This is a genomic window from Nocardia sp. NPDC057272 (assembly GCF_042668615.1).
Taxonomy (GTDB): Bacteria; Actinomycetota; Actinomycetes; order Mycobacteriales; family Mycobacteriaceae; genus Nocardia.
Genome location: NZ_JBHUYK010000016.1, coordinates 22,993 through 37,083, shown reverse-complemented (window position 1 = coordinate 37,083; position 14,091 = coordinate 22,993). Strand labels below are relative to the sequence as shown.

Annotated in this window: 12 protein-coding genes; 7 read left to right on the top strand and 5 right to left on the bottom strand. The window is 67.5% G+C overall.

All coding sequences use genetic code 11. The annotated features are described in order from the left end of the window. Positions 1–3: 3 nt before the first annotated feature. Genes ACFULV_RS21225 through ACFULV_RS21205 form a run of 5 tightly spaced genes read left to right on the top strand, consistent with a single transcriptional unit; the run spans position 4 to position 6,745 of the window. Positions 4–1,530 (top strand): serine/threonine-protein kinase, encoded by a 1,527-nt coding sequence (locus ACFULV_RS21225; RefSeq protein WP_378659145.1) that lies wholly within the window; start codon positions 4–6, stop codon positions 1,528–1,530. Continuing rightward, entirely contained in the window at positions 1,517–2,959 is a 1,443-nt protein-coding gene (locus ACFULV_RS21220) for a serine/threonine-protein kinase (RefSeq protein WP_378659142.1), read from the top strand. The genes ACFULV_RS21225 and ACFULV_RS21220 overlap by 14 nt, the downstream gene beginning before the upstream one ends. A gap of 3 nt (positions 2,960–2,962) precedes the next feature. Continuing rightward, entirely contained in the window at positions 2,963–4,195 is a 1,233-nt protein-coding gene (locus tag ACFULV_RS21215) for a hypothetical protein (protein WP_378659141.1), read from the top strand. After that, entirely contained in the window at positions 4,188–5,660 is a 1,473-nt protein-coding gene (locus ACFULV_RS21210; protein WP_378659138.1) for a serine/threonine-protein kinase, read from the top strand. Before ACFULV_RS21215 ends, ACFULV_RS21210 begins: the two co-directional genes overlap by 8 nt. A gap of 56 nt (positions 5,661–5,716) precedes the next feature. Continuing rightward, the gene (locus ACFULV_RS21205; protein ID WP_378659135.1) at positions 5,717–6,745 is read left to right on the top strand and encodes an NADP-dependent oxidoreductase; all 1,029 of its coding nucleotides are present in this window, start codon (positions 5,717–5,719) and stop codon (positions 6,743–6,745) included. Positions 6,746–6,784: 39 nt separating this feature from the next. On the opposite strand, the gene ACFULV_RS21200 is transcribed toward ACFULV_RS21205, so the two are convergent. Next, positions 6,785–7,336 (bottom strand): hypothetical protein, encoded by a 552-nt coding sequence (locus ACFULV_RS21200; protein WP_378659132.1) that lies wholly within the window; start codon positions 7,334–7,336, stop codon positions 6,785–6,787. A 270-nt stretch (positions 7,337–7,606) separates the two neighbouring features. Between ACFULV_RS21200 and ACFULV_RS21195 the strand changes: the two genes are divergently transcribed. Continuing rightward, a complete protein-coding gene (locus tag ACFULV_RS21195) occupies positions 7,607–8,233 on the top strand; it encodes a TetR/AcrR family transcriptional regulator (protein WP_378659129.1) in 627 nt (208 codons plus the stop codon). 21 nt (positions 8,234–8,254) lie between these two features. Here the strand turns inward: ACFULV_RS21195 and ACFULV_RS21190 are convergent, their stop codons facing one another. Together ACFULV_RS21190 and ACFULV_RS21185 are read right to left on the bottom strand one after the other, a co-directional pair. Continuing rightward, positions 8,255–9,319 carry a lipocalin-like domain-containing protein gene (locus ACFULV_RS21190; RefSeq protein ID WP_378630713.1) on the bottom strand — a complete coding sequence of 355 codons (1,065 nt, stop codon included), beginning with the start codon at positions 9,317–9,319 and terminating at the stop codon, positions 8,255–8,257. Positions 9,320–9,336: 17 nt separating this feature from the next. Further along, positions 9,337–10,596, bottom strand: coding sequence for an oxygenase MpaB family protein (locus ACFULV_RS21185; protein ID WP_378659398.1), 1,260 nt, complete (start codon positions 10,594–10,596; stop codon positions 9,337–9,339). A 214-nt stretch (positions 10,597–10,810) separates the two neighbouring features. On the opposite strand from ACFULV_RS21185, the gene ACFULV_RS21180 reads away from it, so the two are divergent. Next, a complete protein-coding gene (locus ACFULV_RS21180; RefSeq protein WP_378659126.1) occupies positions 10,811–11,479 on the top strand; it encodes a hypothetical protein in 669 nt (222 codons plus the stop codon). A gap of 55 nt (positions 11,480–11,534) precedes the next feature. Here the strand turns inward: ACFULV_RS21180 and ACFULV_RS21175 are convergent, their stop codons facing one another. Then, on the bottom strand, positions 11,535–12,704 hold the full coding sequence (locus ACFULV_RS21175) for a serine hydrolase domain-containing protein (RefSeq protein ID WP_378659124.1): 1,170 nt from the start codon (positions 12,702–12,704) through the stop codon (positions 11,535–11,537). A gap of 106 nt (positions 12,705–12,810) precedes the next feature. After that, positions 12,811–14,052, bottom strand: a complete 1,242-nt coding sequence (locus tag ACFULV_RS21170; RefSeq protein WP_378659121.1) for an MFS transporter — start codon at positions 14,050–14,052, stop codon at positions 12,811–12,813. Positions 14,053–14,091 lie beyond the last annotated feature (39 nt).

Here is a 14,091-nt window from a genome sequence, read left to right as displayed (position 1 = left end):
GCGATGACCGAAACCCTTCCCTCGGGAACCGTTTTCGCCGGATACCGGATCGAGCGGGTGCTCGGCTCCGGCGGCATGGGCACGGTGTACGTGGCCGCCCATCCGCGACTGCCTCGCCGCAACGCGATCAAGGTACTGCCCGAGAATGCCGGTGCGGGCGAGGAATTCCGGGCGCGTTTCCTGCGCGAGGCCGAACTGACCGCCCGGCTCGATCATCCGAATATCGTCGCGGTGCACGACCGCGGCGAACACGACGGCCGGCTGTGGATCGCGATGGAGTTCGTGGCGGGGACGGACGTGGCCGCGCTACTGCGCCGCGAGTCGCCGATACCGCCGGCGCGGGCCGTGCACATCGTCACCGAGACCGCGCGCGGGCTGGACGAGGCGCACCGCCACGGCCTGCTGCACCGCGACGTGAAACCGGCCAATATCCTGCTCGAGCCGGTCGAGGACGCACCGGATCGTGTGCTGGTCGCCGATTTCGGCATTGCCAGGGCCGCCGGTGACGGCACCGCGCTGACCGCGGTCGGGACGGTCGTGGCGACGCTCGCCTACGCGGCGCCGGAACTGCTGACCGAACAGCGCGTGGATCATCGCGCCGATGTCTACGCCCTGGGCTGCACCCTGTTCGAACTGCTCACCGGCACGAAACCGTTCCCCCGCGATTCGGTGGTCGCGGTGATGCAGGCGCATCTGATGGCGCCGCCGCCGCGAGCCACCGCCCTTCGGCCGGAACTGCCGCCCGCGATCGACGCGGTGCTGGCCCGTGCGCTGGCGAAGAACCCCGACGAACGCTATTCGTCGTGCGGTGCACTGGCCGCCGCGGCCGCGGGTGCTTTCGGTGTGGCGGCCGATCACACCGTGGTCGCGGCCGTTCCGCCGCCCATCACCGAACGCCCTGGCGCACCCGTGCCGAAACAGTCACCACGGCAGGCGAATCCGCGGCTGCGGTACGCCGCCGTGGCAGCGGCCGTCATCATGCTGGTGGTGGCACTCGCCGTCACCGTGGTGGTCGTCCGTGACCCCGACGATTCGACGGCGAGTCCCGTCACACCGACCAGCAGCGCCGGGGTGACCTGGGGGCGTTATGCCTTCATCGTCGACGCGCTGCCCGGGCTGCTGCCCGCCACCCCGACCCGAACCGGACATCAGGGCATTCGATGCGCCGCCATGGCGGTGGGTTCCGGTGGGCCGGCCGATCTGGACCTGATGCCCGACGAAGTCGCGCGCGTCGCCTGCACCGGCAACAACAACCCCATCCGCGATGTCGACGTGCGTTGTTCGACGAACCGGAACCCCTTCATCCTCGTGAACGAACCGGGTGCCGTGGTTCTCGGTGACCAGAAGTGGGAACACGCTACCGGGCGTGGCCGGGTGACGTGGTCGACGATGACCGTGTCCACCGGCGATCTCGGCTTGGTCGGTGTCGGGTTCGACGAACCGACCCGGAACTTCTGCATGGTCGTCGTGATCGGTGCGACAACGGGCCAGGAACTCTACGACCGGTGGTGGGCAGATGCTCCGTTCTGACGACGAGTTCGCCGGGTACCGGATCGAACGGCGACTCGGTGCCGGTGGCATGGGCGAGGTGTACCTCGCGCGCCACCCTCGGCTCCCCCGGCACGACGCGCTGAAGATTCTGTCCGACCGGTACACCGACGACGAGGAATTCCGCGCGCGGTTCTTGCGCGAAGCGGAAGTCGCTGTGCGGCTGCAACATCCGAATGTCGTCGCGGTCCGTGATCGCGGTGAGCAGGACGGCCGCCTGTGGATCGCGATGCAGTTCGTCGACGGTGGCGATGTCGCCGAGCTGATCCGGCAGGAGACCGCGATTCCGGTCGAGCGGGCGCTGCGCATCGTGACCGAATCGGCGAACGGTCTCGACGAGATCCACCGGGTCGGCCTGCAACATCGCGACGTGAAGCCCGCGAACCTGCTGCTCACCGCGGAACCGGGGGAACCGGATCGGGTGCTGGTCACCGACTTCGGGATCGCCCGCACCGCCGAAGGTGACGGAGCCCTCGGCCAGGGTGCGGGATTCACCGCGACACTGGCCTACGCCGCGCCCGAGCTGATCAACGGCGATCCGGTGGATCATCGCGCCGATGTGTACTCGCTGGGGTGCACGCTCTATCAGCTGCTCACCGGGACGGTCCCGTACCCGCGCAGCAGTCCCGCGGCGGTGATGTACGCGCACCTGTCCGACGAACCGCCCCGGCCGTCGCTCGAAAACGGCCGGGTGCCGGTTGAATTGGATACGGTCATCGCCACCGCACTGGCCAAGGACCCCGCACAGCGCTACCAGAGTTGCGGTGAGCTGGCTGCTGCCGCGCGCGCGGCCTGCGTACCGAAGACCTCCGCCGCGCCGCGCCGACTCCTGACCGGCGTGGCGATCGCTGCCGCTGTGGCTGTGGCGGCGGCGATTTCGCTGGCGGCGGGGTTCGCCGGTGAGGATTCCGGTGCCGCTGCCCCTACCCGGGTCGCCACGAACTCCGACGCGTGGGGCGCGGCCGCCCTGGCCGCTGAGACCTTGCCGAACCTGCTGCCGGTCGCACCGCTTGCCGTCGGATACCAGGACGTCAACAACTGTCTGCACATCGACCAGGACGGCAATGTGCTCGCGCTCGATCAGCAGGTCGATGTCGGCGGTGTGCTCTGCCTCGGTGACCGCAACCCGGTCGAAACCCTCTCGGTCGTCTGCCGGTCGGATCGCACCCAGATTCCGGCGTGGACAGTGAATCTGGCGGTGGAGGGTGAGGAGCTGTGGACACGCGACGGTGCGAGCGGGAAGGTGCGATGGGGAACCATCACGGGCGACGACGGCTCACACATCGGCCGGCTCGACGTGATGTTCGACGGGCCCGACCGGCAGTTCTGCAGGCTGCGTATCTCCGGCAGCACCTCGGGTTCGGTGCTGTGGGAGCGCTGGTGGCCGGACGCTCCACTGGGACAGGGGTAGCCGATGTTCACACGTGGTGAGCGAATCCGAACCGTGGCAGTCCTGGCCGCGGCGTTGACGGTGCTGTGCGGGTGCGTGCGTTCCGGCGAACCCGTACCCCAGCAACTCGACCTGGCCGCCCTCGATGTGGGTTCGAACAGCGTCGACCCGATGACGCCGCCGACCTCCAGTACCGAGAAGTACGGCAGAATACTGGAATCGGTGCGGATGGGTGAGGCGGTGCTCGATCCGATCGAGGTCGATCCGACGCTGACCAACGGCATCTCCAACCGGACCGCGCCGCTGCCGACACCGTTGAAAGCAGCCGGAATTCTGGCTGAACCGGTCCGCGACGTGCTCGAATCCCAGGACATGCTCGCCGGATTCGCGGTCAGTGGCAGCGATGTCAACTTCCGTGGCAAAGCACCCGAGATCGGCTCCGCCCGATTGCTCACCGTGTTGCTGCTGCGCTTCCCGGACGACACGAAGGCGCGGCTGGCGGCCAGGCAGATGAACGCCACCGACGCCGCGGTCACCGCCGACAACGTCGCGGTGCGGATCGCGGAGTACCCGGGGGCGTTCGCGCATTGGCGCCCGACCGTGCCGACCATGGCGGCCACCCTCGCGCACGGGTCGTTCGTCGTCAGTGTGCTGGCCGCGCACACCAGCCCGGACCAGGCCGCGCTGCTCGCCATGGTGCGCAAGACCTTCGACGTCCAGCTCCCCCGGCTGCAGGATTTCCAGCCGACCGCGCCGGACCGGTTCGCCGACCTGCCGCTCGACCGGGACGGCATGCTCGCGCGGGTGCTTCCCTTCGGCGCCGGGCACTGGCCTACGCCGACGGTGATCACCGCCGACACCGACGCCAATGCCGGCTGGTCGGCCTCGATCGCCATCGGCGGCGTCGTGCTCGGTCCACGAGCCACCCGGCTGATGAAGCACTTCGGTTTTCAGGATCAGATCGAAGTCGTCGCCGTGAACGGGAACAATCTGGTCGAACGGTTTCCCGACGCGGTCACCGCGCGCCGGGTCTTCACCAAGGAGCGGCAGGCCGCCGATCCCGCCACCCTGATCGACACCCCGGCCGGCGTGCCGGATGTCTACTGCAACGACCTCGATCAGCACCCGGCATCGCCGTCCCAGGTCTACTGCCATGTGCTCTACGGCCGGTACACCGCCTCGGTCCTCGGCCGGAGTCCGGCGCACGCCAGGCAGCAGAGCGCTGCCCAGTACGCGCTGCTGGTGCGCAGTGAATAGCCGTCCGCTGCCGCCGGGCACGGTCTTCGCCGGGTACCGGATCGAGCGGGTTCTCGGTGTCGGTGGCATGGGCACCGTCTACGTCGCCGCCCATCCCCGGTTGCCGCGTCGCGACGCGGTGAAGGTGCTGTCCGCGGAATTCGGTGCCGACCCCGAGTTCCGGGCGCGCTTCGGTCGCGAAGCCGAACTCGCCGCGCGGCTGGACCATCCGAACATCATCGGCGTCTACGACCGTGGCATCGAGCACGGTCAACTGTGGATCGCGATGCGCTTCATCGACGGCCCCGACGCCGCCACGCTGCTGCGCGACCGCGCGCTCACTGCGCACCGTGTCGCGCATCTGGTCACCGGGGTGGCTCGCGGACTCGATCACGCGCACCGGGCCGGGATGCTGCACCGCGATGTCAAACCGGCCAATATTCTGGTCGAATCCATTCCGGGACAACCGGATCGGGTCGCGGTCACCGATTTCGGCATCGCCAAGGCCGCGGCCGCGACGACGCTGACCCAGGCCGGAACGATTCTGGCGACCGTCGCCTACGCGGCTCCCGAGCAGCTCACCGGCACGGCGATCGACCACCGTGCCGATGTCTACGCACTGGGCTGCACCCTCTACGAACTGCTGACCGGTGCCAAACCGTTCCCGCGACCGAGCGTCGATGCGGTGATCGCGGCACACCTGTACGACCCGCCGCCCCGTCCGAGCGCGGTGGCCGGGGAGCTGCCGCGCCGGATCGACGACGTGATCGCCCGCGCACTGGCCAAGGAACCGCAGCGGCGCTATCCGAGCTGCGGTGCGCTGGCCGCCGATGCCGCCGCCGCCCTCGGTGTCCCCACCGAAGCGGTGGCGGTGGCCGAGCGTGCACCGGCACGTCGCCGTAGCCTCGGCATCGTGGTCGGCGCGCTGACGGCGGTGCTCGCGGCAGTTGTCACGAGTGTGATTGTGCTGAACCGTGATTCGCCCGACGAGAGCACGGCTGCGGCCACGTCGACGGCTCCGATCGACCCGAACTCCTGGGCGGCCCACCAGTGGGTCGTCGACGCTTTCCCCGAACTGCTGCCGAAAACCCAGGCAGACAGCGGCTACCAAGGTCTGCGCTGTAGCGCGGTCGACGGCAACCAACGTCCCATCGACGCGCGCCAGACCCGCGATTCGCTGAACGCACTCGCCTGCAACGGTGACCAGAACCCGGTGTTCCGCTTGTTGCTCACCTGCGGAACCGACGAACCGGCGGAGCGCTACGTCTCCTCCGCCACCGCGGTTTTCGTCGGCGAGGAGAACTGGCAACGCCCCAGCGGCCGCGGACACGCCCGCTGGAACGACACACAAGGCATCGCCGGACCGACGGGCGAGATGCTGGTCGAATTCGAGAACGGCACCCGCTCCCGCTGCGCCCTCGGAGTCTCGGGCGGCGCCTCGGGCCAGGACCTCTACGACCGATGGTGGCGCAGCGCCCCTCTCTGAGCTCGGCGCCGAAAACTCGGATGACAGGGATCGGTTAGGCAGGCTAACGTCGCCGGGTGAATCGCCAGTGGATTCTGGTCGAAAGACCGGCAGGCATGGTCGAGGAGACCGGTTTCGAGCTCAGGACGGCCCCCGCCCCGACCCCCGGTCCGGGCGAGGCACTGGTCAGGGTGGTCTGGCTGGCTTTCGATCCGACCCAGCGGGGCTGGCTCAACGACAGCCCGAATTATATGGATCCCGTACCCCTCGGTGCGGTGATGCGGGCCGGCGGCGTCGGGCAGGTAGTGGAATCCCGCAACGCCGAGTACGCCGTGGGCGACTGGGTCTGCGGGATGGTCGGATGGCAGGACTACGCGATCGCCTCTGGCCAGGGACTGCTCGGGTTGAACGTTGTCCCGCCGGGCATCGACCCCAAGGCGATGCTCGGCATTTTCGGCGCGACCGGGCTGACCGCCTACTTCGGCATGATCGATATCGGCAGGCCCTCGGCCGGGGACATCGTGCTGGTATCCGCAGCTGCCGGCGCGACCGGGTCCATCGCAGGCCAGATCGCGAAAGCCTTGGGATGCAGGGTGGTCGGCATCGCGGGCGGTAGCGCCAAATGCGCGTGGGTCACCGATGTCGCCGGGTTCGACGCGTGCATCGACTACAAGGCCGAGGACGTCGAGACGAAGTTGCGCGAACTCGCCCCCGACGGTGTCGATGTGTTCTTCGACAATGTCGGCGGCGCGATTCTGGACGCCGGCCTGGCCGCTATCGCCGAGCGAGCCCGCATCGTGGTCTGCGGCGGCATCTCCTCCGGCTACGAGGCGGGCGAACCGCCTCCTGGACCACGCAATTACCTCCAACTCGGGCTCAAGCGAGCACGCATGGAGGGGTTCATCTTTCTGGACTATGTCGACCGATTCCCCGAGGCATTCGGCCGACTGCACGAATGGATGACCCAGGGCGACATTGTGTACGCCGAAGATGTCCAGGAGGGCTTCGAACTCGCTCCGGCGATGCTGCGTGGTCTCTTCGAAGGGCGCAACCTCGGCAAGCAACTGCTCCGCATCGAGCCTCGGTCCCCGCACACACAGACCTGAGGTCGATGCGGCGGGGACCGTGGCGGTCCAGCCGGTTCGCTACGTCCGGGTTCTCGGTGTCGCCGGTGGAGTTCGCGCTTCGCTGCGGTGTTGGTCCCACCAGTCGCTGTCGTGGCGGGTGGGGGTCGGCTCCTTCGACGGCGGGGACTCACTGGGGATACCGAGGACTCTCAGCCGCCAGTCGTCCTCACGGATCGCGGCCACGATGCGGACGGGAACGACCGCCGTGAGCAGCAGGTAGTTACCGACGCAGATCATCAGGCAGATCGGGGGAACCGACACCACGATCGCGGTGCCGAGAGTTCCCATCTCGATCGGATCCCGCGAGATCGACAGCAGGTTTCCGCAGATGCTCGACAGCACGGCGGCCACGAGCAACAACTCGTAGACCCGCACCAGCGAGGTGGCCTTCTCGTCCCGGATGCCCACCAATGTGATGAAAGTGCAGGCGACCAGCGCGACGGTGAGACCGACGACCACCGGCCACAGCCAGGTCAGGTGCTCGGGAACTCCGGCTACCCGCGCGAGGGTGGAGGTGAAGGTGAAGGATGCGATTGCCGCGGCGACGACCAACGCTGACCCTAAGCCCACTAGCAGCTTCGGTACCGTGACGGGAATAGGGCGGGGGAAAGGGTCCGTGTGGTCCATCAGGCTCCATCCTACGGTCTACGGTCACCAAATGTGCAGGCACTCAACAGAGTACGTGCCCGCACAGAGTGCGAATCGCCGCAGAATTCGCCCTGGGGGCGCTGCCTCTCGCCGCGCACCCCGTTACCGACCAGTCAGTGTGTATCCAGTCGTCGGCCGGCACGCCGTACGCCGCGCGATAAGCTGGCCTCGACGCGCACACGGAAGGCGGCCATGACCGGAGGGACCAGGGCTTCGCGACCGGCCGAGCCGGTGTCCAAGCGCAAGGCGGCGGCGGCCGGTCGCGGGGCACGCAGGCTCGGAGTCGAGGACTGGACGTCCGCCGCGCTCGGCCTGCTGCTGCGAAACGGCGTCGCCGCCATCACCATTTCCACCCTGTGCGACGAACTCGGCGTGACCAAGGGCAGCTTCTACTGGCATTTCGACGGCATCGATCAGCTCCTGGAGACCACCGCGCAGTTCTGGTGCGCCGACCACAACGACGCGGCGCGCGGCTTCCACGACCTCGACGAGCTGCCACCCCAGCAGCGATTGGCCCGCATGGGTGAATTGCTCACCGGGGAACGGGTCTGGCAGGTCGAACTCGCGGTCCGGGATTGGGCCCGGACGAACGCCAAGGTGGCCGAGGCCGTGAAAGCGTTGGATCAGCGGATATTTCACACGCTGTCCGACACCCTCGTCGACATGGGGTTCTCGACCGAGCAGGCCCAGATGCGCGCGGGTCTGATGTGTTTCGCCGGAATCGGCTTCGTGCACGGCAACCAGAACCTGCCCGTGCCGACCGAGGAGCAACGCCGCGAGTTCTTCCGATTCATCACCAGCGGACAGGAACCGGGCTGATCGTCCAGGCACGAGTGCCGGTCAGGTCAGCGCGACCAGTTCGTGCAGGGTCGAACCGGTTCGTCGCTGCGTTCCCGCGTCGGTGCGCACGCTGAGGTCGAAGGTGGATTCGAACCGAAAGTAGCCGGGGTGCCCGACCAATCGGTGCATCAGCGGCTTGACCACCCGTGATCGCACCACCGGAAGATCGTCGAGCAGGTCGTGGGCGTGGATGACGCGAACCACGTCCAAACGGAGGTCGAGCTGATCCGGTACATGCAGTTCCACCCATTCGGGATAGGTGCGTCCCGCGGTCACGTCGAAGCGTTCCGGCCCCTCGGTGAGCCGGGTCTCGCCGGTGGACAGCACGATCTGGTCGTGGTGGGCCAGCATCAGCGGGCTGATCTCGTGTCCGCCTCTGCGCTGCTGGGTCAGCACCGAGGCGAACAGCAGCGAGTAGTCCTCGACATAGAGCCGACCCCAGTGCCAGCGCTCGATGATCTTCTTCATGTCGCCGACACCCCAGTTGTGGTCGTGATAGCCACGCCCGGTGACCACGTGCCGCACGCCGTCGAGCTCGATCGTGCCGCTCACCCGCGCTCGGGGAGCGCCGACCATCCAGCCGAAGGAATCCTTGGTACCGAAGCGGGTTTCACCTTTGCCCGGCATCCAGCCGGGTACCTCGTTGTGGAATCGCAGATCGAATTCGATGCCGCCCTCGGCCATCCGCAGGTGGTGGGTCACCTGCCCGTCGACGTCGGATACGGTGCGTGCGGTGTTCTGACCGATGCGCACGTCGCAGCCCTCGGCCGAGAACGAGGTGGCCGAACGGGGGTAGCGCTGCGACACCTGACGCAAGGTGCCGTCGGGCGAATAGACCATCATCTCCACCCAGGGCCGGGCCAGGGGCAGATCCTCGGGCCTGCGTTTGATCAGGAACCCGATCACCACGTGCCCGGTGTCGAGGTGCGCGTCGAAGTACCAGTGTTCGAAAGCCAGTGTGCTCGACGACGGATGTAATGCGTTGTGCCGGGGCTCGACCGGTGTCAGCACGCCGTCGCGACGTCCCGGCCCGTTCCACACTTCGACGATGTCGGCAGTACTCATGGCTACCTTCGGTGGGTTCATCGGCGCAGTGCGCCGCTGGCGTCGAATGCGGCGGTGCGGCCCCGCATCTGGGCTCGATACCAGTTCTCGCGATGCGCGAGCATGATCTTCTCGTGCGCCCGCGCGAACGGCGGACAGAACCGGCGCACGATCTCCATCACGGTGATCAGCGGGAATCGCGCGATCGGAACGACGATCCAGGGCAACGCGGGCGGCATGGTGTAGCGGCGACGGGTTCCCGGCGCCATGTACATCGCGGAGTACACGGAATTGATCCGGTAGTTGTACATTTCGCGCAACCGGGTCAGGCCACGGTGCCCGTCGCGGGGCGCGAACGCCGCCGGATACGACTCGATCAGTTCCGTACCGTGCTCCCCCGCGTCGTAGGAGCGCGAGACCATCGTCATGGCCAGCACCCGCAGGGCGTCGCGCACGGTCTCGGGGTACCAGCGCAACCGCACGCCGAGCAGGTGGCCCATGTACTTCTGGAAGTGCAGCAGCGCACGGATTTCCGAGGGCGTCGTCTGGTAGCCCAGCGCCCACAAGCCCAGTCCGGGGGTCACACTGCCTGCCAGCAGGGTCAGCATCTGGTAGGTCTGGCTGATCGGCAGACCCCACCGCCGCGTGTCCCATTCGGGGTGGCCGGCGACCTTCGCCCGCACCGAAACGTGCATGACGCGGACCTTCAGTGCGGTGGCCCGGCCCGCCGATCCCGGGGTGAGCAGCGCGTCGGGGGCCGAGACGTCCATCCAGAAGCGGGTGGTCTCCAGGAACCGGCGCAGCGCACTGTCTCCGGCGTAGCCGCCCGCCAGCGACAACGGGGTCGCGACCGCGGCTTCGGTGTACATCTCGAGGGTTTCGGCCCCGGCGAAACTGAACAGCATGGTGCCCCAGCGCCGCCAGATCGCCGCGCCCTGTTCGACCAGTTCGGGGACCACCCAGTCGGGCACCGTTTCGAACTCGGCGAACAACGCGCGCATGGATTCCGGTGCGTCCGCGACGGCGTCGATGCCCTCGGCCAGCGCTGTCTCCAGCATCGCCCGCCCAGTTTTAGAGCCGATCTCGCCGTGCATCACCTCGGCGACGAATCGCTCGGCCACCGGATCACCGGCGAACAGGTCTTCGCACAGGGCCGCGGCCTGTTCGTCGCTGGGGAACAGCGGTTGCCGGGTCACGGCCGTGAAAGCGCGTTCGACCCGTCGCGCTGTCGGCGTGCTGCGGGCTTCCCAGTAGCGAAAAGCGGTGGGACATCTCGACGGGGCTCGCACGGTGTCCACGGTGCTCGCGACCCGCTGGACCTGATCCTCGACGAACTCGGCCAATGTCGGCCTCCTGACGTGAAATTCGCTGAACGACCCGCGCTGGGCGTCACGTCCACCGACCATACTATGAAGCACACTTATCCATACCTGAAAGTATGGAAGCGTGTGGCACGATCGTCGGTGCCCGCGTCCGTTGTCATCGGCCGCCATCCGACACCGGAGGAAACCGATGGGACTCGAGAACGAGGAGTTCGACTGCGTCAGCCCACCATTGGCGCTCTCTCCCACCGACGCCCGCCGGTACTGGTTCGACCACCGCCACCACGAGTGCGAGCTCGGCGCCGCCGCGTGGGAGGTCCTCAACGGATCCCGGGGTCTCCCCTGGCCGAACGCACCCCAGCCGCACAACTCCCCGGACTGGATGAAGGCGTATCGGGAGCGCGGTCTGCCGACCGCGATCACCACCGACGGGACTGGCGTGGAGCTGGTGTGCGACGACACTGTCACCGCGCTTCTCGTTCCCGCCGGCCTGGCCGCCGCCACCTACGACCACAACGCGCTGGCAGTACCGACCCTCGCTACGGCGCCGCCCTATGTTCCGCTGCACCGCTGGGCGATGCTCACCCGAGCCGCGTCCCTGTCCGACGATGCCGTCAGGTCCCTGGCCGATCTCCACATCACCGTCCTCACGCCCGGTGAACGTCTGCGACTACCCACCGGTCCCGACACCTGCCTCGACCCACCGCACTACTGGCACGAATGGCCCCGCCGGTCCACCTCCGGCAAGCCCTACCTCGTCCTGTTGCTCCAAGTCGCCAACATGCTGCTGACCACCGGCACAGCGGGATGTCGCCTGACATCGGTCGACGGCCGCCTCGAAGTCCTGCGCAACCGGTGATCGCGGGTCGGTACACCGTGCCGATCGAACCCGGCTGAAGGGCGTCGCCCACGGCTCAGGGCACCGCCGGCGGGCGTTCGGGAACCAAGAGGGTGGCGATCTCGGTGCCGATGCCGACGGCGTTGTTCTGGTTGGAGTCGGAGGTGGGGCCGAGGGTGTCGTAGACCACGACGGTTGTCTCGGTTTTCGTGTCGTAGAAGGCGACACCGTCGTAGCCGCCGTAGGACGGGTTCATGTACAGCCAGTCGGCGAGGTGGACCACGCCGAAGGCGAAGTATTTTTCGGTGGTGAACGGACCGAGGCCCGCGGTCGACGGGCCCATCATCTGCTGAAACTGGTCGGGGGTGAGTCGTTCGCCGGTGCCGAGGGCGCGGACCCAGCGGCCGACATCGCCGACGGTGGAGTTCATGTTGCCGCTGTGCAGGAAGGCGGTGGGGTTCCAGAACGTGGAGTCTTCGAAGAAGTTTCGTTCGTTGGTGTAGCCGTGCAGGATCGGTTCGTCGACCTGCGGGGTGAGGACTACTTTGCTGTCGTGCATGCCCAGTGGGACGGTGATGTGCTCGGCGATCAGATCACCGAGGGGCTTGCCCGCTGCCTTTTGCAGGACCTCGCCGAGCACGACCAGATCGCTGTGGGCGTAGGCGAAGCTGGTGCCCGGCTCGAACAGCGGAGGGCGCGCGTTGGCGCGTTCGAGCAGTTGCGGCGCGGTCCATTCGCGGATCGGGTTCTCGCCGAATATCTTCAGGAACTCCGGTTCGGTCACATAGTCGGAGATTCCGGAGGTGCTGTCGGCGAGCATCCGCGGGGTGATCTTGTCCGCGCGCGGGAAATCGGGCAGCCAGCGAGCGATGGGTTCGTCGAGTTTCAGCACGCCCTGTCCATCGAGTCGCCACAGGACCGTGGACAGCATGGGCTCCATCGGCTGGCCGACACGCAAGCGCATATCCACGGTCGCGGGGACACCGAGCGGTGATCCGCCCAGCGCACCCAAGGCGATCTGCTCACTGCCCCGCCATGCGCCGTAGACCACCGAGCTGAGATCGAGTTCGGCCATCTTGGCGCGAACGATGTCGGCGATCTTCGCCGATTCGGCACTCTCGACCGGCGAGGACGCGGCGCCGTCGGACTTGTCCTCCGTACCGCAGCCGCCCGTGGCGATGGCGAGCACGACCGCGAGCACCGCACATGCTCTGCGGCATCCGCGATGCCTGGGCGACTTGCTCATGACAGAGATCCCTTCGTCGAGGAACGCTCACGATCACAGCAAGGTCGAATCTACGCGTCTGCGGCGTTCAATCGGCACAGGCTCGTCGGGGAGAGTCAGCCGCTGATCAGCGCACGGAGCGAATCGGCGCGACGGCGAGCGCGCCCAGCACCGAGAGCAGACCACCGAGAATGAACAACGGTGTGTAGCCGGCCAGGCTGACCACCGCCGAGGCCACGAACGGTCCGAGAATCTGCGGGCCCGCGCTGGCGATATTCAGCACGCCCATGTCGCGGGCGGCGTCCTCGGCCTTGGGCAGCACCATGGTGACCAGGGCGGTGTCCACAGCCATGAAGCATCCGAACGCCACGCCGTTGAGCGCGGAGAAGGCGAGCATGCCGCCCCAGGTGGGGCTGAACACCGGAATCAGCAGCGCCACCGCGGCCAGCAGCGAGGAGATCGCCACGAAGGGCTTGCGCCGGTCCAGCCGGTCGGACAGTACGCCGCCGACTATCGTCGACAGCGTCATTCCCACCGCGGAAATGGGCGTGAGAACGGCGACCGCGGTTGCGGGTTTCATACCGTCCGGCAAACGGATGTGATCCTGCAGAATGTAGAGCTGGTAGCCGATCACACAGAAGTAGCCGAGCACGAGCAGAGCACGGCCGATGAACGCCCAGCGAAAGTCGTGCTCGCGCAACACACTCAGGAATGCGGTCGCCTGATCACGCAGGGGCACAGCCTTTTTGGGTGGCATTTTCTGTTCACGCGCACCGGCGGTGAAGATCACCGCGGCCACGGCGAGCAGCACGCCGAGAGCGAGATATCCGGCGCTGTAATGGTCGGCGACGACCGAGGCCAGCACCACGCCGATCACCGACCCCAGCGGGACGCCGAGGCCGACCGCCGCCGAAGCCGTTCCCCGGCGTTCGAGGGGGACTCGATCCGGGACGACCGAGGTGATGGCGGCCTGATAGACGTTCACGACCGCCTGCCCCACGCACCAGGCGATGGCGACCAGCAACACCGTGTGCACAGCGCCGAGCAGTGCCATAGCGGCGATCGCGCTGACGCCACCGGCGAGAATCCACGGATTGCGGCGGCCGGAGCGATCCGACAGCGCACCCGCGACCGGGTTGAACACGGTCGCGAAGACCGCAGCGACACCGGCGACCAGTCCGAGGTTGGCGATCTTGTTCGCCGGGTCGATGTGTTCGATCTGCAGGGGCAGCAATACCCCACCGACACCGGAGTACAGCGCGTACATCGCGGCATTACCGACGAAGAGAAGAGGCAGCAGAACTTTGGTGGAAGTGTTGGCGGGAGAGAATGTTTCGTCGATGGACGGGTTGGCATCGGACGTGGCCACGGTGAGATCCAGGTGTGAGAGAAGAGCGTGGATGGGCAG

Coding starts and splice junctions, on each gene's coding strand:
- ACFULV_RS21225 (WP_378659145.1), top strand. CDS start 4: ATGACCGAAACCCTTCCCTCGGGAACCGTTTTCGCCGGATACCGGATC.
- ACFULV_RS21220 (WP_378659142.1), top strand. CDS start 1,517: ATGCTCCGTTCTGACGACGAGTTCGCCGGGTACCGGATCGAACGGCGA.
- ACFULV_RS21215 (WP_378659141.1), top strand. CDS start 2,963: ATGTTCACACGTGGTGAGCGAATCCGAACCGTGGCAGTCCTGGCCGCG.
- ACFULV_RS21195 (WP_378659129.1), top strand. CDS start 7,607: ATGACCGGAGGGACCAGGGCTTCGCGACCGGCCGAGCCGGTGTCCAAG.
- ACFULV_RS21190 (WP_378630713.1), bottom strand. CDS start 9,319: ATGAGTACTGCCGACATCGTCGAAGTGTGGAACGGGCCGGGACGTCGC.
- ACFULV_RS21180 (WP_378659126.1), top strand. CDS start 10,811: ATGGGACTCGAGAACGAGGAGTTCGACTGCGTCAGCCCACCATTGGCG.
- ACFULV_RS21175 (WP_378659124.1), bottom strand. CDS start 12,704: ATGAGCAAGTCGCCCAGGCATCGCGGATGCCGCAGAGCATGTGCGGTG.